Source organism: Nocardiopsis sinuspersici, from assembly GCF_001998325.1.
Classification (GTDB): Bacteria; Actinomycetota; Actinomycetes; order Streptosporangiales; family Streptosporangiaceae; genus Nocardiopsis; species Nocardiopsis sinuspersici.
Genome location: NZ_MCOK01000001.1, coordinates 5045189 through 5064230, shown reverse-complemented (window position 1 = coordinate 5064230; position 19042 = coordinate 5045189). Strand labels below are relative to the sequence as shown.

The following is a 19042-nucleotide window of genomic DNA, read 5'->3' as shown; positions in this document are numbered from 1 at the left end:
GGGTCCACCGGCCTCGGCCAGGCTCGGGCGCCATGACCGTGGGAACCATGGACCAATGGGTCGTCAACGCCGCCGAGCCCTACCTCCTCGCCCGATTCTGGGCCTTCGTGCTGGGCGGTGAGCCGGTGGCGAGGCCCGATGGGTGGGCCCACGTGGAGGGCGCCGAGGGGAGGCCCCGGCTGTCCTTCCAGCCCGACCCCGAGCCGAAGGGCGGGCGCAACCGCATCCACCTGGACGTGCGCGTGGACGACATCGCCGCGGCCGCCGACGCGGCCGTCGCCGGGGGAGCCCGTCGGAGAGGCGGTCCGGTCACCGACGAGCAGGGGACCTTCCAGGTGCTGTCCGACCCCGAGGGCAACGAGTTCTGCCTGGTGGCGCCGGCCGCCCGCTGACGGCGGGCGGCCCGCCTACTCCTCGCCCTCCCGGGCCTCGGCGTCGGAGATCCAGCCGCGCAGCATGAGGTCCAGCACCTCCATGAACCGGTCGGTCCGCCGTCGGCCGAGCACGAAGGGGTTGTCCCCACCGGGATCGTCGCGGACCTGTTCGGCGCGCGCGAGCCCGTCGTCGACGGGGTGGTTGACCAGTTCCACGTCCACCCCGGCCCTGCGCATCCGGGTGCGGAACGAGCGGACGGACGCCAGGTAGGTGTGCAGTTCCGCGAGCGTCCCGGCCGGTCGGGTGCCTCCCCACAGCATGGCCGTATGGCTCTCGGAGCCCGTCCGTACGGGGAGGATGGGCGAGACGGTGCCCGCGGTGTGGCCGGGGGTGGCGTACAGGCGGAGGGTCGTGTCGCCGAGGGTGAGGCGTTGGCCGTCCGTGATCTCCAGATCCCGGGTGGGGGCGTGCTCCGGCCGGGTGCGTTCGACGAGGTCCCAGTCGGCCGGCGACATCAGTACGCGTGCCCCGTAGCGGTCGGCGAGGTACTGCGCCCCGCCGAAGTGGTCGTAGTGGCCGTGTGTGACGACGACGTACTTGATCGCCTCCGGATCGGCTCCCAGTTCGCGCAGCCCCGGGACGATCACGTTCTCGGCGTCCTCGGGGGACCTGAGCGCGTCGATCAGCACGATCCCGTCGTCGGTGAGGACCGCCATGGCGTGCACGAATCCCACGCTCAGCATGGCCAGGTCGTCGAACAGCCTCACCGGGGCCGGGGCGGCCAGTTCGGGAGGAGCGGTGCCGGGGGTCAGCGCCCGGACGAGGTTCCGAAGGACCGGGTCCTCCCCTGCCAGCCTGCCCGCACGGTCGTAGTAGCACTGGCCGTCCGTCGCGGCGGCCGCGGGCGGCGGGGTGAGGCCGACCGCCCCGGCGCCGGCCGCGAGCCCGACGACGGCGAGCCGGGCGAAGCGGCGCCGGGAGAGGTCGTCGCTGCTGTCCTCACGGGGGGACGGTGGTTTCACGGTGGTCCTCCTGCTGGTCACCGGGGAAGGAATGGTGGCGGGGGGAGCCGGAACGGTCTCTCGCTCCCACCGCCGTACGATGCCGCCCGCCCGTCTCCGGTTCGGTCCCGCAGGGTTGGTCCGCCCGCCCGGCCGCCGCCGGGCCGGGGCACCCGGAAACGACGCGGCGCCCTGTCGCCACGGTGGTGTGGCGACAGGACGCCTTGTCGACAGACCGACTCGTCTACCTGTCTACTCCCCGCCCTTGGCGACCAGGGTGAGCACGTCGTAGGTGGCCACGGCCTCGCCGTCCTGGTCGGTGACCAGGGCGTCCCAGCGCACCTCGCCGTAGTCGGCGTTCGTGCGCGGCGTGATCTGCTTGGCGGTCAGCGTCACCCGGATGGTGGCGTCCTCCTTCACGGGGGTGAGGAAGCGCAGGTTGTCCACGCCGAAGTTGGCCAGCACCGGGCCCGGCGCCGGGTCCACGAACAGGCCCGCCGCCAGCGACACCACCAGGTAGCCGTGCGCCACGATCCCGCCGAACAGGGGGTTGGCGGCGGCGGCCTCCTCGTCGGTGTGCGCGTAGAAGGTGTCACCGGTGAACTCGGCGAAGTGGTCGATGTCGGCGCGGGTGACGGTGCGCTCCGCCGACCGGATCGTGTCGCCGATCCGCAGTTGCGACAGGTCCTTGCGGAACGGGTGAACGTCGTCCACGGTGCGCTTCGACCCCGTGGTCCAGTGGCCGGTGATCGCGGTGGCCATGTCCGGTGACGCCTGCACGGCGGTGCGCTGCATGTGGTGCTTGACGCCGCGCACGCCGCCCATCTCCTCGCCGCCGCCGGCGCGGCCGGGACCGCCGTGCACCAGGACGGGCAGCGGTGAGCCGTGGCCGGTGGACTCCTTGGCGTCGTCCCGGTTGAGCACCAGGACGCGCCCGTGCCAGGGCGCGACGCCCAGGACGACCTCGCGGGCCACGTCCGGGTCGTTGGTGACCACCGAGCCCACCAGGCTGCCGCTGCCGCGCGCGGCCAGTTCCACGGCCTCGGCGACGCCGTCGTAGGTGATCACGGTGCTGACCGGTCCGAAGGCCTCCACCTCGTGCGGCTCCCGGGCGCCGGGCTCGGCGCGCAGCAGGATCGGGGACATGAACGCGCCGGCCTCGGCGTCGGCGCCGACGACCTCCACGTCCTCGGGGTCGCCGTGGACGATCTCGCTGGAGGCGCGCAGCGCCTTGACCGCCTTGCGGACCTCCTCGCGCTGGCCGAGCGAGACCAGGGCGCCCATGCGCGCGTCCGGGTGGTCCGCCGCGCCCACGACCACCTTGGACAACCGGTCGGTCAGGGCCCCGACGACGGCGTCGGCCATCGACTCGGGCACGATCACCCGGCGGATGGCGGTGCACTTCTGTCCGGCCTTGACGGTCATCTCGGTGACGACCTGCTTGACGAACAGGTCGAACTCGGGGTCCTGCTCGGACACGTCGGGACCGAGGATCGAGCAGTTGAGGGAGTCGGCCTCGACGTTGAGCTGCACGCCGCCGCTGACCACGTTCGGGTGGTTGCGCAGGATGGCGCCGGTGGCGGCGGAGCCGGTGAAGCCCACGACGTCCTGCGGGCCCAGGTTGTCGAGCAGTCCCCTGTGGCTGCCGACGAGGAGCTGGAGGGAGCCCTCCGGCAACAGCCCGGACTCGACCATCCGCCGCACGACCGCGGCGGTGAGGTAGGCGGTCTGCCCGGCGGGCTTGACGATGCTCGGCATCCCGGCGAGGAAGGCGGGGGCGAGCTTCTCCAGCATGCCCCACACCGGGAAGTTGAACGCGTTGATCTGCACGGCCACGCCCGGACGGGACGTGTACACGTGCTGGCCGACGAACGTGCCCTGCCTGCCGAGCTGCTCCAGGGGCCCGTCGAGGATGACGGTGGAGTTGGGCAGCTCGCGGCGGCCCTTGCTGGAGAAGCTGAAGAGCGTGCCGAACCCGCCGTCCACGTCCACGGCGGTGTCGCGCCTGGTCGCACCGGTCCGGTGGGAGAGCGCGTAGAACTCCTCCTTGTACTCCATCAGGTGCTTGGCGACCTCCTTGAGGAGGTTCGCGCGCTGGTGGAAGGTGAGCGCGCGCAGCGCGGGACCGCCGACGCGGCGCGCGTGGTCCACCATCCCGGCGACGTCGGGGCCGTTGGCCGAGATGCGGGCGACGGTCTCGCCGGTGTTCGCGTCGGCCAGGGGCGAGCCCTCGTCCGCGGGGGTGAACCACGCCCCCCGCGCGTAGCTCTGCAGTGTTTCGGACACCTGACGGTCCTCTCCTCGGGCTGTGCTCTCTTGCTCGAACAGTATTACAGACCGATCGGTCAGTAAATAGTGCGGGAAGGAGCGCACCGCGTCCCAACTGGTGTTTCCCCGTCCCCGGCGCGAAGCCGGGAGGGTCCGCGGCCCGGTACCGGCACGGGTACCGCCCCGCGGACCCCCTCCGTGTGACCTGCGAGAAAAACGGACCGATGCTGTAACAAGCAGGACCCGCCGGACAGAAGGAGGGTGAGACCGCACGGAAGGAAGCCGATGAACAGTGACACGGACCCGGGATCGACGGACACGGATCCGGAGGGATCGTTGAAGGGGGAGTTCACCAGGTTCTTCGAGCGGCACTACGACGACGTCTACCGCTACGCCGTGCGCCGTATGGGCGCGGACTGCGCGGACGACGTCGCCGCCGAGACCTTCGGCGTCGCCTGGCGCAGGTACGACCGCCTGCCCAAGGACCAGCCCCTCCCCTGGCTCTACGGGGTGGCGCGCAACGTCGTCCGCGCCCGGCGGCGCCATGACAGGCGGCACGGCGAGGTGCTGGTCCACGAGGGCGGAGACCGGGGCCCGAAGGCTCCGGACACCGTCCACCAGGTGGAGGAGCGCGACACCGCTCTGCGCGCCCTGGACCGGCTCAGCGCCACGGACCGCGAGCTGGTGATGCTCCTGGCCTGGGAGGGGCTGGAGCTGCGCGACGCGGCCCGGGTCCTGGGCTGCACCACGGCCACCGCGCGCGTGCGCCTGCACCGGGCGCGCCGCCGGATCGAGCGCTTCCTGGACTCCTCTCCCCCGGAGCCCCCGCTTCCGGCCGGCGCCCGCCCGGCGGAGGCCCGCAGGAGTCCCGCACACGTCCGAGTCACCGTGGAGAAGAAGTGAACCGTACCCGCACCGGCCCCGGCGACGACATCGGCGCCATGCGCGAACTGCTCGCCGCACACGACCCCGCCGCCTCCGTCCACGCGAGCCCCGCGGCCAGGGAGCTCTCCCGCGTCGAGGTGATCGCCTCGGGCCACCACCGGCGCGGAGTCCGCGGCCTGCTCCCGGGGCGGCCCCTGCTCCGACCCGTCCTGAGCGCCGCCGCCGCGCTCGCCGCCGTGGCCGTGGTCGTCCCCCTCGGCTGGAACGCCGCCCAGCCCGCGTACGCCGGACCGCCCCCCACGCCCCTGGAGGCCCCCATGACCGAGTTGTCCGAGGGGCGCGAGCACCTCCTCGCCCTGGCGGAGACCGCCGGGGAACAGCCCCCGCCGCCGAGGAACGGGGACGTCGCCTACGTGCGCACCGTGCGGTGGACCCTCACCTACTCCCAGGACGCCGACACCGGCGAGGAGGGCTGGGGGATCGTCCCGACGAACGAGCAGGTGTGGCGCACCCCCCACGAGTCCGGGCGCAGCGTCTCGACCCCGAGCATGCCCGAGCACCTGGGCGGCGACCGCGACCCGGTCCGGTGGCTCTTCGACCAGGGGACCGAGGAGTTCGAGTGGGGCGGCGGCGAGGGGGGGAACGGCATGTTCTTCACCTGGAGGCCCGGTGACCTGTCCGCCGACCCCGGACGGCTGGCGGACCAGCTCGTCGGGGGCGGCGGCCACACCGCCGCCGTGTCGGCGGACCCCTCCACCGCGGTCGCACTCGTGTACGCCCTCCAGCAGTTGTACGAGGAGGCCCCGGTCGACCCCGGTGTGCAGGCCGCCGCGCTGCGGGCCCTGGCCGGACACGACGACGTGCTGTACGCGGGCACGGCCAGGGACCGCGAGGGCCGTGAGGGCGAGCTGTTCCTGGTCGAGGAGGACGCCGGGGACGGCTACGTCCTGGAGCGGCGGATCATGTTCGACCCCGACACGGGCATGCCGCTCTACCACGAGACGGTCGCCGTGGAGTCGGACTCCGTGCCGGACGTGGACCTGCCGCAGGTGAACCAGTACACGGTCCTGGTCGAGTCCGCGTGGGTGCCGGAGGTCGGGGACACCCCCTCACAGGACTGACGGGGACGACTCGTCGCCATGCCGGCGTCCGCACCGGCGTGGCGACGGGTCCGCTGATCGACGTGTCGACACTTGTCGGGGGGCGTGCCCCGGCCTCCCGGCGCACCGGCGCCACTACCTGGTCAGTGCCAGGACCTCGGCGCCCGGGAGGTCGGCGAGCAGCTTGCCGGGCACCAGGAGCTTGGAGCGGCGCACCCCGCTGCCCACGACCACATCGCCCCCGGCGGCGACGGCCTCGTCCACCAGGACCGGCCATCCCTCCGGCAGGCCGAACGGCGTGATGCCGCCGTACTCCATGCCGGTCAGCCCGGTGGCCTCGTCCATGGGGGCGAACGAGGCCTTGCGGGCGCCCAGGTGGCGGCGGACGGTCCCGTTGACGTCGGCGCGCCGGGTGGCCGGCACCATGCACGCCGCGTAGGACACCTCGCCGCCGCGCTTGGCGGCGACCACCACGCAGTTCGCGCTGGTCTCCATGGGCATCCCGTACCGCTCGCAGAACTCCGCCGTGTCCGCGAGCTCCGGGTCGATCTCCGCCACCCGCACGTCGTCGCGTCCCCGCACCGCGGCCAGGACCGTGTCGGCCAGCAGCTCCGGGTGCTGGTCCGCCCGTACCCAGTTCAGTTCACCGGACATGGCATACCTCGATGTCGTCGAGAAGGTCGGTCGGAAGTCGTCGAAAGCCCTCCCCGCGCAAGGCTCCGAGGAGGGGACAGGGCCAGGCTAGCGCTTCCCCGCCCGTCGCCCCGCGACACCGAGCGCCAGCTCGGAGAGCCCGTCGGCCCGGTATCCGGGCCAGCCGTGCACCGCGTCCAGGTACTCCCGGGGGATCGCGCTCGCACCCCACCGCGCGCCCAGCAGCGCCCCGGCGATGGCCGCCACGGTGTCGGTGTCGTCGCCCGCCCGCACGGCGGCCCGCAGCGCGGTCGTGAAGTCGCCGCGCACGACGGCCGACCACGCCGCCTGCAAGGCCCTCACCACGAACCCGTTCGGGCTGAAGGCGTGCGGCGGCCGCTCCTCGGCCTCGTCCAGCCACGCCGCCCACACTCCGCGCCGGTCCCGCGGCAGCAGGTCTAGGCCCGCGCGTACTCCGGACAGGTCGGCGTGCGCGACCGCGTACCGGATCCCCTCGCACCACAGCACGCACGCCTCGGAGGCCAGCGGGTCGCCGTGGGTGAGACGGCTGTAGCGGTCGGCGGCCACGGCCAGGCCCCGGGGGTCGTCCGGGTAGGCCAGCGCCAGCGGGCCCGTGCGCATGAGCGACCCGTTCCCCGCGCTCGGCACCCCGTCGGCGAAGCGGTCCGCCGCCGCACGCTCCATCACCTTGGCGACCTCGGGCCGCCCGAGGGCGTGCCCGGAGCGGCGCATCACCCACGCGGTCTGGTTGCCGATGTCGGAGGCGCCGTCGTTCGCCCAGCGCAGGAAGGCGTCGGCGGTCCGGCGCAGGGCCTCCGCCGACACGGGGTCGCCGTGGTCTCGCAGGGCCCGGGCGATGCACACCGCCATCTGGGTGTCGTCGGAGTACTCCCCCGGCTCGTAGGGGCCGAGCCCGCCCCCGGCCATCTCCGGCACCCGGTCCTCGGCCAGCCTCGGCCCGAACTCGTAGGGCACGCCGAGGGCGTCGCCGCACGCGGAGCCGAGCAGGACTCCGACCACGCGGTCGTCCGTCGTTCCGGGAAGGGGAAGGTTCACAGGGGCCTCGCAACGTTTCGGTACCGGGGGTGCTGCGAGTTGACCTTATCGGGCATTCCCTGTCCGCATTCGGCCTGATAGCGGGCGATATGTCAGGACTTGGGGACATAGAATTCCTCGCATGGAGACCCCCGCTCCCGACCCCCTCTTCGGTATCACGCTGCACGAGCGCTACATCCTCGGCAAACGTCTCCGCAGCGGTGCCTCGGGAACCGTCCACGTCGCGCACGACCTCAGCGCCGACCAGACCGTCACGGTCACCGTCATGTACCCGTGGCTGGTGCACGACCACGGCGCCGTGCACGCGTTCCTGGAACGCGCCCAGACCCTGGAGGAGCTCTCCCACCCGGGGCTCGCGCGGACCCTCGGCCGAGGGCGCGACGGCGACCACGTGTACGCGGTCACCGAGTACCTGCAGGGGGAGACCCTCGCCCACGCGCTGGGCGAGGGAGGCCTCCGCTACCCGCCGCACGTGGCCCTGACCATCGTGGCCGGGATGCTCACCGCCCTCGACGTCGCCCACGGGGCGGGGACCGTGCACGGTGAACTGGACCTGGACAAGGTCGTGGTGGACGGCGAGGGCGGGGTGCGGGTCACCGGCTTCCCCCTGCTCTTCGACGCCGCGGAGGACGCCGGTCCGGAGACCCACACCGACGTGCACGCCGTCGGGCGGCTCCTGTACACACTGATCACCGGTGTGTCCGTCGCACCGGACGTCCACTCTCTGCGGCTCTCGTCCGTCGTCCCAGAGTCGCCGTCGGACCTGGACATGCTGGTCGCCAACGCCACCGACCCCAACCCGCGCTACCGCCCACGCGACGCGGGCCAGTACCTCACCGTCGTCGAACAGGTGCTGCGGTCGCTCTCCGGCTCCCCGGCCGACCTCGCCGCCGACGACACCAGGCCGATCCCGATCATCACCGACGTACCGGAGGAGCACCGGGCGGACCGGGGCGCACCCGTCCCACTGTGGCGGCGCGTCCCCGTGCTCGTCGGCGCGGGCCTGCTGGTCCTGGTGCTGTTCGCGGCCGGCTGGGCGCTGGTCCCGGACGACAGCGTCGAACTGCCCGACGTCGTGGGCACCTCCACCGAGGAGGCCGAGGAGCGACTGGCCGCGCTCGACCTGGAGCTGGCCGTGCGGTTCGACGAGGCCTACAGCGACACCGTCGACCCCGGGTCGGTCGCCGAGAGCACGCCCTCCGCGGGGAGCACGGTGGAGCGGGGCGCCGAGGTCCTGCTGTGGGTCTCCGCGGGTCCGCAGTTCGCCGAGATCCCCGACGTGGTCGGCGGAACCGAGGGCGAGGCGCGCGACGCGCTGCGCCGGACCGGCTTCACCGACATCGAGATCGTCCAGGAGCACTCCGCCGAGGAGGCGCCGGGCACCGTGCTGTCCACGGAGCCAGGGGTGGGCGAGGAGGGGGACCGCGAGGAACCCGTCGTCCTCCACGTGAGCGAGGGCGTCATCGTCCCCACCCTGGTCGGCATGGCACAGGAGGACGCCGTCGCCGCGCTGGCCGGGCTCGGCCTGGCCGTGGAGGTCGCCGAGGAGCACCACGACACCGCGCCCGTGGGCGAGGTGAGCGGACAGACCCCCGAACCCGGCACGATCCTGCCGGAGGAGGGCACCGTCGCCGTCACCGTGTCCACCGGCCCCGCACCGGAGGAGCCCGAGGAGGAAGAGGAGGAGTCCGAGGAGGCCTCCCCCTCCGAGGACGACGGCGGACGGGGAGACCGGGGCGACCACGGCAACGGCGGCGGCCGCGGTGACCGGGAGAACTCCGGCGACGCCTGCGACGCACCGGAGTGGAACCAGGACACCGTCTACGAGGAGGGCGACCAGGTCCGGTACCAGGGCCGCGCGTACGAGGCGCGATGGTGGATCCAGGGCTTCCCGCCGGGCGGCAGCGAGGAGTGGAACCCGTGGAAGGACAAGGGCTCCTGCTGATCCCGGCCCTCGACGGACGTCGGGGCCGGGGGGAGCCGGGGGACCTCCCGGAGCCTTCGTGAGCGGCCGGACGGCCGCGGCGCCCGCGTCCGGTCCGGCCACGCCACCAGGGCCGGGAGGACGGCGACGGCGTCGTCGACCAGGCCGGTCGTCCGTGAGAGCCCCATGGGATCACCCCGCGAACGCGGGGACCGCCTCACCGGGTCGTGCGCGCCTCCCGGTCCTCCTGGTACAGGCGGCCCGCGTAGGCTGCCCACACCACCAGGACGACACCGGCCACGGCGTAGCCGGCGAGGCCGGACCACGCGAAGGGAAGATACGCGCCGAGCAGGACGGACCCGCTGGTCAGGAGGGCGAGAACGATATGGGCGAGCCTCTTCTTGTCCACTGCCCCATCACCTGTCCGAATCCCTGTGGGGGTCTGCCGACGCGGAAAGCCGGCCGCACCGGCGGCCGTACCCGTTCCGAGCCCTTCGACGCGCCCGGCACCGCCGGGACTCCGCCGGCCGCCACCGGCGACGCGGCGGACCGGTGCTCCCACCACGGCACCGGATGCGCCGGGGAGCGGAAGCCGGTGGCGAGTGACGTCCGTGGGACCGCCTGATGGACCTCTGGGTCGGCGTCCTCGCGGGCGCCGTGGGCGGGCTGGTGCTGCTGTGGCTGCTCGCGCTGGCCGCCGTCGCCCTCGCCCGGCCCCGGGGCAACCTGCTCGCCGAGGCCGTGCGGCTCCTTCCCGACCTGCTGCGGCTCGTGTCCCGGCTGGCCCGCGACCGGGCACTGCCGCGCGGGGTCCGCGTGCGGCTGTGGCTGCTTCTGGCCTACCTCGCCCTGCCTGTCGACCTGGTGCCCGACTTCGTCCCCGTCCTCGGCTACGCCGACGACGCGATCATCGTCGCCCTCGTCCTGCGCTCGGTCGTGCGCAACGCCGGGGAACAGGCGCTGGAGCGCCACTGGCCCGGCACCCCGGACGGTCTGGCGGCCGTGCGCCGCCTCGCCGGACGCTCCGCGGACTGACGTGGCCGGAGCCGGACGGAGCACTTCCAGCCCCGTCCTGACAGCGCATGTGGGTCCCCCGTACACCGATTCGGGACCGAATGTATGTGCTCGCTACATGTGAAACGGGTCACCCCGGTTCTACCTTCGGGTTGGCACCCCATCCCCCAGCTCGGGCGGTTGTGTCGGACAGACGGGTGCCGACTGGAGGAGAGAAATGCGCAAGACCCCCCTGACCGCCGCCTTCTGCGCGGTCGTCCTCGCCGTGTCCGCCTGCGGAAGCCCCGGTGAGGCCGCCGGGGGAGGCGAGGACGCGCCCATCAAGGTCGGCATCGTCTACTCCGCCACCGGTCCCCTCGCCAGCTACGGCGAGCAGTACAAGCAGGGATTCGAGGCCGGGCTCGACCACGCCACCGACGGCACCATGGAGATCGACGGCCGCCCCGTCGAGGTCGAGTTCATGGACGACGCCGGAGACCCGACCAAGGCCGTCTCCGCCACCCGCGAGCTCATCGGCACCGGCCACGACATCATCGCCGGGTCCACCGCCTCCGGCATCGCCGTCCAGGTCGCCCCGCTCGCCGAGCAGAACGACGTCCTCTTCGTCTCCGGGCCCGCGGCCACCGACGCCATCAGCGGGATCAACGACCACACCTTCCGCTCCGGCCGCCAGACCTACCAGGACATCCTCACTGCGAGCACCTTCATGGAGGACCCCGAGGGGGCGGAGGTCCTGGTGTTCGCCCAGCAGAACGCCTTCGGACAGGACAACGTCTCCGCCGTCACCGAGGTCCTCGAAGCGGAGGGCGCCAGCGTCGACAGCGTCCTGGCCCCGCCGGACACCACCGACCTCACCCCCTTCGCCGAGCAGGTCAGCCAGGCCGAGCCCGACCTGGTCTTTGTCGCGTGGGCGGGTGAGACCGCCTCCGCCATGTGGCGGTCCCTGGACCAGCAGGGCATCCTCGACTCCACCGAGGTCGTCACCGGCCTGGACATCAAGCCGTCCTACCCGATCTTCGGAGAGGCGGGCGGAAGCATCTCCTTCCTCTCCCACTACTTCGACGGCGCCTCCGACACCGAGCTCGCCCAGGTCATGAAGGAGTCCGTCGAGGCCGGGGGCGGCACCGTCGACCTCTTCACCCCCGACGGCTTCACCGCGGCCCAGATGATCGTGCACGCCGCCGGCGCCGGAGACGACGTCCAGGACCGCATCGGCGCTCTGGAGGGCTGGACCTTCGACGGGGTCAAGGGCGAGCTCACCATCAGGGCCGAGGACCACGCCCTCGTCCAGCCCATGTACCAGGTCGAGCTGGTCGGCGAGGGCGAGGACGCCCACCCCGAGCTGGTCGCGGAGATCCCCGCCGCGGACGTCGAGCCCGCGGTCGCGGAGTAGGCATGGCACCCGAACCCACGGACACCACCGGGACCGCGGAGGCGGCCACCGCCGTCCCCGGCCCGTCCGGCACGGGCGCCCCCGGCGCCGTCCCGGGCCTGGCCCTGGAGCACCTGAGCTGGTCGGTCGGCGGCGCCGTCATCGTCGACGACGTCACCATGCGCGTGGACGAGGGCGAGTTCGTCGCCCTCATCGGCCCCAACGGCGCGGGCAAGACCTCCCTGTTCAACCTGGTCTCCGGACTGACCAGGCCCACGGGCGGCAGCGTCCGCCTCGCCGGTACCGACGTCACCCGGTACGCGCCCCACCGCCGCGCGCGGCTCGGCATGGGACGCACCTTCCAGACCTCCAGCGTCTTCGGCGACCTCACCGTGGGCGCCAACGTCGGCCTGGCCGTCCAGGCCCGCACGGGCGAGTCCCGCCGCTTCTGGCGCAGGGCCACCCCCGACGGCGGCGCGGAGGCCACCGCCGTCCTGGACCTGGTCCGTGTCTCCCACCGGACGGACGCCCTCGCCGGCGACCTGTCCCACGGCGACAAGCGCAAGCTCGAACTCGCCCTCCTCCTGGCCCGCCGCCCCCGCCTGATCCTCCTGGACGAGCCCATGGCCGGGGTCAGCGCCGGGGAGATCGGCGAGCTCACCACCGTCATCCGGGACGTGCACCGCGAACAGGGCTGCACCGTCCTCATGGTCGAACACCACATGGAGGTGCTCCTCGACATGGCCGACCGCCTGGCCGTGATGCACCACGGCGCCCTGCTGGCCTTCACCGACCCGGACTCGGCCATGGCCGACCCCGACGTGCAGGCCGCCTACCTCGGGGACGGGGCGTGAGCGCCGGAGGGCCGCTGCTGGACGCGGCCGACCTCCAGGTGTGGATCGAGGGCTCGCACATCCTCCAGGGGGTGTCCTTCTCCATGCCGGGCCGAGGCGTCACCGCGCTCCTGGGCCGCAACGGCGTCGGCAAGACCACCACCGTCAAGGCCCTGCTCGGACTGGTGCCGCGCACCGGCCGGGTGGACTTCGACGGCGCGGACATCACCGCCCACCCCACCCACGCCATCGTCGCCCGGGGCATCGGCTACGTGCCCGAGGACCGCGGGGTCTTCTCCGCCCTCACCGTCGCCGAGAACCTGCGCATCGCCGAACGCCGTCCCGGCAGGCACCGCTACGACCTCGTCCACGAGCTGTTCCCCGAGATCGGGAAGCGGGCCGACCAGCCCGCGGGCACCCTCTCCGGAGGCCAGCAGCAGATGCTCGCCATCGGCCGGGCCCTGCTCAACGACAACAAGCTCCTCATCGTGGACGAGCCCACCAAGGGCCTCGCGCCCCGCGTCGTCCGCGAGGTCGCCGACGCCGTCGCCCGCGCCGCGAAGCAGGTGCCGGTCCTGCTCGTGGAGCAGAACCTGTCCCTGGTCCGCCGGGTCGCCGACCGGACCGTGGTGCTCGACGCGGGCCGCGTGGTCCACACCGGGCCCGCCCTGGAACTGCTCGACGACGCCGACCGCGTCCGCGAACTCCTCGGCGTGGCCCGCACGGCCGCCGGGCCCGGGGGCACGGACAGCGCCCCCTCCACCTCCACCGCCGAGACCGCCGAAGGGAGGCGGCCCGCGTGAGCACCGTCATCCTCCTCGCCATCACCGGGCTCGGCCTGGGCGCCCTCTACTTCCTCATCGCCTCCGGGCTCTCGCTGATCTTCGGCCTGATGGACGTGCTCAACTTCGCGCACGGCGCCTTCCTGGCCATCGGCGCCTACGGAACCTGGTGGGCCGCCGAGTACCTGCCCGGAGCCGGGCCCGCCGGGTTCGGCTTCCTGCTCGCCGTCGCCTTCGGCGTGGCCGCGGGCACCCTGGCCGCCACCCTGGTCGAACTCTGCGTCATCCGCCCTCTCTACGGCAGGCACCGCGAACAGATCCTCGCCACGGTCGGCCTGAGCCTGGCCGTCCCCGCGCTCATCCAGGCGGTCTGGGGCGCCGACCCGCTCACCTTCCCCAAGCCCGAACTGGTGAGCGGCGCCGCCTCCGTCCTCGGCGTGCACATCCCCAGGGACCGCTTCCTGCTCATCCTGGCCGCCGTCGCCGTGTTCGCGGCCCTGTGGCTGTTCAACTCGCGTACCCGCTACGGGCTCATCGTCCGCGCGGGCGTGCAGGACCGGGCCATGGTCACCGCCCTCGGCATCGACGTGCGCAGGGCCTTCACGCTGGTGTTCGCCATCGGCGGTGCCGCCGCGGCCCTGGCCGGTGCGCTGAGCGGCCTGTACTTCGGCGTGGTCACCCCCACCCAGGGGCTGTCCCTGCTGATCTTCGCGTTCATCGTCGTGGTGATCGGCGGGACCACCTCGCTCACCGGCTGCGCGATCGCCTCCGTCACGGTCGGCCTCATCCAGCAGTTCGCCAACTACTACACCGTCGCCGGGCTCGGCGACATCGCCGTGGTCATCGTCCTGGCCCTCGTGCTACTCACCAGGCAGGGCGGTCTGACCGCGAAGAAGTCCGCGGAGAGGGTGGCATGATGACCGACACCGACGTGGCCGCCCAGGCCCCCGGCGCCAGTACTCCCGGCGGTGGCACCGCGCCGCCGGCCGCGGGCGGCGCCCGCCGGCGCCGACGCCCGCCCGCGTGGGCGGGCCCGGTCGCCGTCCTGGCGGTGGCGCTGTCCCTGCCCTTCTCCACCCTGTACGTCCCCGGACTGTTCGAGGGCGCCCTCAACAGCCCGTCCACCCTGCACCTGATCGCCTTCTGCCTGGTCCTCGGCGGACTGGCCACCAGCTACGACCTGCTCTACGGCCGGGTGGGACTGCTCTCCTTCGGGCACTCCCTCTACTTCGCCTGCGGCGCCTACACCGCCGCGCTGCTCATGCGGGTGGTCGAACTCCCGCTCCTGTGGTCGGCGCTGATCGCCGTCGCCGGCGGAACCCTGCTGTCCCTGGTCCTCGGCGCCGTCTCACTGCGCGTCAACGGCATAGCCCTGGCCATGGTCACCCTCGCCTTCGCCCAGGCCGGGTCCATCCTCATCTCCCGCGACCCCGGCCGCCTGACCGGTGGCGAGGAGGGCCTGTCCCTCAACACCGCCATGGTCCCGGACGCGTTCGTGGGCGTGGTCAACACCGTCAACCTGTACTGGGTGGCCGTCGCCTACGCCGCGGTCTCCGTCTGCGTCGTCTGGTGGCTGACCACCTCCCCGGTCGGCCGCGTCTGGCAGGGCATCCGCGCCAACGAGCAGCGCGTCGCCGTCCTCGGCGTCAACCCCTACCCCTACAAGCTCACGGCCTTCACCGTCGGAGGCGGCCTGGCCTCCCTGGGCGGCGTCGTCTACCTGCTGGTCGTCGGCGGTGTCACCCCCACCATCACCACCGCCGAGTTCACCCTCACCCTGCTGGTCATGGTGGCCCTGGGCGGCGCCGGCACCCGCTGGGGACCGCTGCTGGGCGCCGCCCTGTACACCTACGCCGACCACCGCCTCCTCCAATTGGGCGGCTCCGAGGCCTTCACCGCGCTGCCCGCGTGGATCGCCGCACCGCTGTCCCAGCCCCTGTTCATCCTCGGCACGCTGTTCGTGCTGATGGTGTTCTTCTTCCCGGGCGGACTCGTCGCCCTCCCCGGGCGCGTCCGCGCGGCCCTGCGTGACAGGAAGGACGCACGGAAATGACCGACACCACCTGGACCGACGGGGACGAGTACACCGTCCCCGTCCCCGGGGCCGACCCGGCCGCCCACGGAGGCGGCCTGGCCGTCACCCGCTGGGGCGGGGGCCCCGGCACACCGGTCCTGGCCGTCCACGGCATCACCGCCAACGGCCACTCCTTCGCCCGCCTCGCCGCCGAGCTGTCCGGGCTCGGCGGTCCGCCGCTGATCGCGCCGGACCTGCGCGGACGCGGACGCAGCGCACACCTGGCCGGACCGCGCGGCCTGGCCGCCCACGCCGACGACATGGCCGCCGTGCTCGACGCCCACGGGATCGGTGACACCGTCCTGGTCGGCCACTCCATGGGCGCGTTCGTCGCCTGCCTGGCCGCCGTCCGCCACCCCGACCGGGTGTCCGGGGTGCTGCTGGTCGACGGCGGGCACGGACTGCCCGCCCCTCCCGGGACCGACATCGACGCCGTGCTCGGCCCCGCCATGGCCCGCCTGCGCATGACCTTCGAGGGGCCCGACCACTACCGGGACTTCTGGCGGCGCCACCCCGCCTTCGAGGGGCGATGGAACACCTGGGTGGACCACTACGTCCTGCGCGACCTCACGGGGGAGCCGCCCGCCATGCGCTCCGCCTGCGACGAGGAGGCCGTGCGCGCGGACGGGGAGCAGGTCCTCGCCGACCCCGACGCGCTCGGCGCCGTGCACCGGCTGCCCTGCCCCGCCCGCCTGCTGTGGACGGCGCGCGGCCTCATGGACGAGAGCCCGGGACTGTACACGCGCGAACGCCTGGCCGGACTCCCCGAGGACCTGGTCACCGTCGAACTCCCCGACGACAACCACTACAGCCCGCTGTTCTCCTCAACCGCCGTCCTGGTCGCCCAGCAGGTCCACGCCCTTGTCCAGCAGTCCGTGCAGGTGCAGGGCGAGCTGTAGCTCCAGCGCCCGGCCGGGGCGCTGCCAGTCCGCACCGATAAGCTGACCGATCCGCTCCAGGCGCTGCGCCACCGTGTTCACGTGGATGTGCAGCTCCTCCTTGGCGCGCGACAGGTTGCCCCCCGCCGCGAAGTAGGCCCGCAACGTCTCCACCAGGAGCGTGCCCCGCCTGGCGTCGTACTCCAGCAGCGGGCCCAGGGTCGCCGAAACGAACCCCGGCACGTCCCGGTCCTGGCTCAGCAGCAGCCCCGAGAACCCCAGGTCCTCGGTGGCGGCCACGCCGCCCTCCCGGCCCAGGGCCCGCAGCGTCTGCAGGCACCGGGACGCCTCGGCGAACGCGTCCCGAAACGACGCCGGGCCGTCCGTCGGGCCGGCCAGCCCCGCCGTCACCGGGCCGTTCGCCGCTGCCGACAGCTCGTCGGCCACCCGGCGCCCCACCGCCGACGGGTCGGTTCCGGGCAGCGCCAGCACCAGGCGGCCCGACCGGCTGCCGGCCAGTCCCCCGGTGGTCTCCGCGACATGGGTCGCCGCCGAGCGCAGCCGCCCCGGGTCCGCGCCCGGGGCCTCCGCGACCACCAGCACGTGCGGGCCGTCCAGGTCCGCGCGCAGCAGCGACGCCCGCTGCCGTAGCGACACCGGGTCGCGCGCGGGTACCTCCAGCAGTTCGTCCAGGAGGTCACCGCGCACCCGGAGCTCGGTCTCGCTCACCGAACGCCGGATGAGCAGCAGCAGAGCCGTCACCATCGCGGCCCGCTCCAGCACCCGCTGGTCGGTCGAGTCCAGCTCCACCCCGCGCAGCACCAGCGTGCCCAGGGGCTCGGTTCCGGCCGCCGCCGACGCCACCCACGCCCGGCCCGCCCGCACGGCGCGGCCGCTGGCCAGCGACGAGCGCACCGCCTCGGACAGGCCGCCGTCCCCGGAGTCCCACGGCGCGCCTCCCCGGGAGGCCCCCTCCACCACGCCCTCCGGGCCGGCGGTCACCGACTCGTCCGAGGTCACGTCGTGGATCAGCACCGTGCCGCCCAGCACCTCGGCCACCGCGGCCGCCACCTCGCGCACCCCGCCGCCGCGCAGCACCAGGTCGGTCAGCCGGTCGTGCGCCGCCGCCGAGCGCTCCACCGACGCCGTGTGCCGCTGCAACCGCTCGTTGACGGTGTGCAGCTCGTCCAGGGCGCGCCGCGTGTCGTCGATGAGGTTCGCGCTGTCGATCGCGATGGCCGCGTGCGCCGCCAGCGACGACAGGAGGGCGACCTCCGAGTGCGCGAAGGGGCGCTCGCGCCGGTTCGCCGCGAACAGCACGCCCACGTCGCGCCCGTTCATCTTCAGCGGCACGCCCAGGATCGCCACCAGGCCCTCCTCGCGCACCGCGTGGTCGATGTTCTCCGAGTGCACGAACCTCGGGTCGGCGAAGTAGTTGGCCGTCACGTAAGGCAGCGCCGTGGTGGCCACCAGCCCGCCCAAGCCCCGGCCCGGCGCCAGCCGCAGCCGCTGGAAGGACGCCGACACCGACCCGGACGTCACCCGCATGTAGGTGCCGCCCGCCTCCGGGTCGCTCAGCGTCAGGTACGCGATGTCGGTGCCCAGGAGGTTGCGGGCCCGCTCCACGATCGCCTGTAGCACCTGGTCCAGGCTGCGCATCCCCGCCAGGTCGTTGGCCGTCTCGAACAGTGCGCCCAGCTCCGACTCGCGGCGCCGCCGGTCGCGCATCACCGACCGCACCCGCAGCGCCGTCAGCTTCGCGGCCTCCAGGGCGGCGACCACCTCCGGATCCTCCCCGCGCGCCCGTGCGCGCAGCACCGGCCGCTCGTACTCCACGGCCGGGGCGTCGCGCAGCAGCAGGTCCAGGAAGAACGCCTGGCCGTCGGAGCCGGTGGGACCCTCCCCGCCCCCACCGCCGGGGCCGGTGACGGTGGGACCGGGTTCGGCGGGACCCGGGGCGTCGGGGTCGGGGGTGCCGGAAGTGGTGGTGTTCAGCTCGCGCTCCATGCTCCGTCCACGGGCAGGGAGGCGCCGTTGACGAACGACGCGTCCCCACCGCACAGGTAGGCGACCAGCTCGGCGACCTCGGAGGGTTCGATCAGTCGCTTGAGCGGACTCCTGGCCAACAGGACCTCCGAGACCACGCGGTCCTCCGGGATGCCGTGCGCCAACGCCTGGGCGGCGATCTGCTTCTCCACCAGCGGGGTGCGCACGTATCCGGGGTTCACACAGTTGGAGGTCACCCCGTGTGCGGCGCCCTCCAGGGCGACCACCTTCGAGAAGCCCTCCAGGCCGTGCTTGGCGGTCACGTAGGCCGACTTGTAGGCCGAGGCGCGCAACCCGTGCACCGAGGAGATGTTGACGACGCGGCCCCACCCCTGTTCGTACATGTGGGGCAGGGCGCCGCGCACCACGCGGAACGGCGACTCGACCATGAGACGAAGGATGAGGGAGAAACGCTCGGGAGGGAAGTCCTGGACGGGGGCGACCGTCTGGACACCCGCGTTGTTGACCACGATGTCCGCGCCCCGGGCGGCCTCCTCGGCCGCGTCCAGGTCGGTCAGGTCCAGCCGCACCGCCTCGCCGACGCCCCGGTCGGCCAGCTCGTCCAGGGCCTCCCCGTCGAGGTCGACCAGCCGGACGTCGGCACCGGCGTCCGCCAGGCGCAGGGCACAGGCCCTGCCGATGCCGCTGGCCGCCCCGGTCACCAGGGCGGTCCTCCCCGTGAGGTCGACCCGGGTGGTGTGGGTGGCCGCCGCGGCTTCGCGGCCGGGGGACTGGGTGGCCTGCCGCGCCGTGCCCGACAGGAACTCGTGCGTCGTCATG

Annotated in this window: 18 protein-coding genes; 11 read left to right on the top strand and 7 right to left on the bottom strand. The window is 73.5% G+C overall.

The window, feature by feature from the left end; all coding sequences use genetic code 11:
* The first annotated feature begins 32 nt into the window (after positions 1-32).
* Positions 33-392: a VOC family protein gene (locus NOSIN_RS21970; protein ID WP_077692554.1), complete on the top strand. Its 360-nt coding sequence runs from the start codon at positions 33-35 to the stop codon at positions 390-392.
* A 15-nt stretch (positions 393-407) separates the two neighbouring features.
* Here NOSIN_RS21970 and NOSIN_RS21965 read toward each other — a convergent pair whose 3' ends face one another.
* Together NOSIN_RS21965 and paaZ are read right to left on the bottom strand one after the other, a co-directional pair.
* Entirely contained in the window at positions 408-1397 is a 990-nt protein-coding gene (locus NOSIN_RS21965; protein ID WP_077692553.1) for an MBL fold metallo-hydrolase, read from the bottom strand.
* Positions 1398-1628: 231 nt separating this feature from the next.
* The gene (gene paaZ, locus NOSIN_RS21960) at positions 1629-3662 is read right to left on the bottom strand and encodes a phenylacetic acid degradation bifunctional protein PaaZ (protein ID WP_077692552.1); all 2034 of its coding nucleotides are present in this window, start codon (positions 3660-3662) and stop codon (positions 1629-1631) included.
* 267 nt (positions 3663-3929) lie between these two features.
* Here paaZ and NOSIN_RS21955 point away from each other — a divergent pair, with 267 nt between their 5' ends.
* Both NOSIN_RS21955 and NOSIN_RS21950 read left to right on the top strand, forming a co-directional pair.
* Positions 3930-4547 (top strand): RNA polymerase sigma factor, encoded by a 618-nt coding sequence (locus NOSIN_RS21955; RefSeq protein WP_077692551.1) that lies wholly within the window; start codon positions 3930-3932, stop codon positions 4545-4547.
* Positions 4544-5650 (top strand): CU044_5270 family protein, encoded by a 1107-nt coding sequence (locus NOSIN_RS21950; protein WP_077692550.1) that lies wholly within the window; start codon positions 4544-4546, stop codon positions 5648-5650. The genes NOSIN_RS21955 and NOSIN_RS21950 overlap by 4 nt, the downstream gene beginning before the upstream one ends.
* A gap of 114 nt (positions 5651-5764) precedes the next feature.
* Here the strand turns inward: NOSIN_RS21950 and NOSIN_RS21945 are convergent, their stop codons facing one another.
* Together NOSIN_RS21945 and NOSIN_RS21940 are read right to left on the bottom strand one after the other, a co-directional pair.
* On the bottom strand, positions 5765-6283 hold the full coding sequence (locus NOSIN_RS21945; protein ID WP_077692549.1) for a YbaK/EbsC family protein: 519 nt from the start codon (positions 6281-6283) through the stop codon (positions 5765-5767).
* An 87-nt stretch (positions 6284-6370) separates the two neighbouring features.
* Complete coding sequence (locus NOSIN_RS21940; protein ID WP_077692548.1) at positions 6371-7339, bottom strand: ADP-ribosylglycohydrolase family protein; 969 nt, start codon at positions 7337-7339, stop codon at positions 6371-6373.
* A 121-nt stretch (positions 7340-7460) separates the two neighbouring features.
* Here NOSIN_RS21940 and NOSIN_RS21935 point away from each other — a divergent pair, with 121 nt between their 5' ends.
* Positions 7461-9284, top strand: coding sequence for a PASTA domain-containing protein (locus NOSIN_RS21935; protein ID WP_077692547.1), 1824 nt, complete (start codon positions 7461-7463; stop codon positions 9282-9284).
* Positions 9285-9480: 196 nt separating this feature from the next.
* Here NOSIN_RS21935 and NOSIN_RS21930 read toward each other — a convergent pair whose 3' ends face one another.
* Positions 9481-9672: a hypothetical protein gene (locus NOSIN_RS21930; RefSeq protein ID WP_077692546.1), complete on the bottom strand. Its 192-nt coding sequence runs from the start codon at positions 9670-9672 to the stop codon at positions 9481-9483.
* A 215-nt stretch (positions 9673-9887) separates the two neighbouring features.
* Here NOSIN_RS21930 and NOSIN_RS21925 point away from each other — a divergent pair, with 215 nt between their 5' ends.
* The 7 genes from NOSIN_RS21925 (at position 9888) to NOSIN_RS21895 (ending at position 16237) form a co-directional block, all read left to right on the top strand.
* Positions 9888-10298 (top strand): YkvA family protein, encoded by a 411-nt coding sequence (locus NOSIN_RS21925; protein WP_077692545.1) that lies wholly within the window; start codon positions 9888-9890, stop codon positions 10296-10298.
* Between the two features lie 196 nt (positions 10299-10494).
* Positions 10495-11670 carry a substrate-binding domain-containing protein gene (locus tag NOSIN_RS21920; RefSeq protein WP_077692544.1) on the top strand — a complete coding sequence of 392 codons (1176 nt, stop codon included), beginning with the start codon at positions 10495-10497 and terminating at the stop codon, positions 11668-11670.
* Between the two features lie 2 nt (positions 11671-11672).
* Positions 11673-12503: an ABC transporter ATP-binding protein gene (locus tag NOSIN_RS21915; RefSeq protein ID WP_227015266.1), complete on the top strand. Its 831-nt coding sequence runs from the start codon at positions 11673-11675 to the stop codon at positions 12501-12503.
* Positions 12500-13285, top strand: coding sequence for an ABC transporter ATP-binding protein (locus NOSIN_RS21910; RefSeq protein ID WP_077692543.1), 786 nt, complete (start codon positions 12500-12502; stop codon positions 13283-13285). The genes NOSIN_RS21915 and NOSIN_RS21910 overlap by 4 nt, the downstream gene beginning before the upstream one ends.
* Complete coding sequence (locus NOSIN_RS21905) at positions 13282-14181, top strand: branched-chain amino acid ABC transporter permease (RefSeq protein ID WP_077692542.1); 900 nt, start codon at positions 13282-13284, stop codon at positions 14179-14181. Before NOSIN_RS21910 ends, NOSIN_RS21905 begins: the two co-directional genes overlap by 4 nt.
* Positions 14181-15317 carry a branched-chain amino acid ABC transporter permease gene (locus tag NOSIN_RS21900; protein ID WP_143833070.1) on the top strand — a complete coding sequence of 379 codons (1137 nt, stop codon included), beginning with the start codon at positions 14181-14183 and terminating at the stop codon, positions 15315-15317. Before NOSIN_RS21905 ends, NOSIN_RS21900 begins: the two co-directional genes overlap by 1 nt.
* Positions 15314-16237 (top strand): alpha/beta fold hydrolase, encoded by a 924-nt coding sequence (locus tag NOSIN_RS21895; protein ID WP_077692540.1) that lies wholly within the window; start codon positions 15314-15316, stop codon positions 16235-16237. The genes NOSIN_RS21900 and NOSIN_RS21895 overlap by 4 nt, the downstream gene beginning before the upstream one ends.
* On the opposite strand, the gene NOSIN_RS21890 is transcribed toward NOSIN_RS21895, so the two are convergent.
* The gene (locus NOSIN_RS21890) at positions 16163-18223 is read right to left on the bottom strand and encodes a helix-turn-helix domain-containing protein (RefSeq protein ID WP_077692539.1); all 2061 of its coding nucleotides are present in this window, start codon (positions 18221-18223) and stop codon (positions 16163-16165) included. The genes NOSIN_RS21895 and NOSIN_RS21890 overlap by 75 nt on opposite strands.
* Positions 18208-19041 carry a 3-hydroxybutyrate dehydrogenase gene (locus tag NOSIN_RS21885; protein ID WP_077692538.1) on the bottom strand — a complete coding sequence of 278 codons (834 nt, stop codon included), beginning with the start codon at positions 19039-19041 and terminating at the stop codon, positions 18208-18210. Before NOSIN_RS21885 ends, NOSIN_RS21890 begins: the two co-directional genes overlap by 16 nt.
* Position 19042 lies beyond the last annotated feature (1 nt).

Coding starts and splice junctions, on each gene's coding strand:
- NOSIN_RS21925 (WP_077692545.1), top strand. CDS start 9,888: ATGGACCTCTGGGTCGGCGTCCTCGCGGGCGCCGTGGGCGGGCTGGTG.
- NOSIN_RS21895 (WP_077692540.1), top strand. CDS start 15,314: ATGACCGACACCACCTGGACCGACGGGGACGAGTACACCGTCCCCGTC.
- NOSIN_RS21915 (WP_227015266.1), top strand. CDS start 11,673: ATGGCACCCGAACCCACGGACACCACCGGGACCGCGGAGGCGGCCACC.
- NOSIN_RS21945 (WP_077692549.1), bottom strand. CDS start 6,283: ATGTCCGGTGAACTGAACTGGGTACGGGCGGACCAGCACCCGGAGCTG.
- NOSIN_RS21900 (WP_143833070.1), top strand. CDS start 14,181: ATGACCGACACCGACGTGGCCGCCCAGGCCCCCGGCGCCAGTACTCCC.
- NOSIN_RS21920 (WP_077692544.1), top strand. CDS start 10,495: ATGCGCAAGACCCCCCTGACCGCCGCCTTCTGCGCGGTCGTCCTCGCC.
- NOSIN_RS21885 (WP_077692538.1), bottom strand. CDS start 19,041: ATGACGACGCACGAGTTCCTGTCGGGCACGGCGCGGCAGGCCACCCAG.
- NOSIN_RS21935 (WP_077692547.1), top strand. CDS start 7,461: ATGGAGACCCCCGCTCCCGACCCCCTCTTCGGTATCACGCTGCACGAG.
- NOSIN_RS21970 (WP_077692554.1), top strand. CDS start 33: ATGACCGTGGGAACCATGGACCAATGGGTCGTCAACGCCGCCGAGCCC.
- NOSIN_RS21955 (WP_077692551.1), top strand. CDS start 3,930: ATGAACAGTGACACGGACCCGGGATCGACGGACACGGATCCGGAGGGA.
- NOSIN_RS21890 (WP_077692539.1), bottom strand. CDS start 18,223: ATGGAGCGCGAGCTGAACACCACCACTTCCGGCACCCCCGACCCCGAC.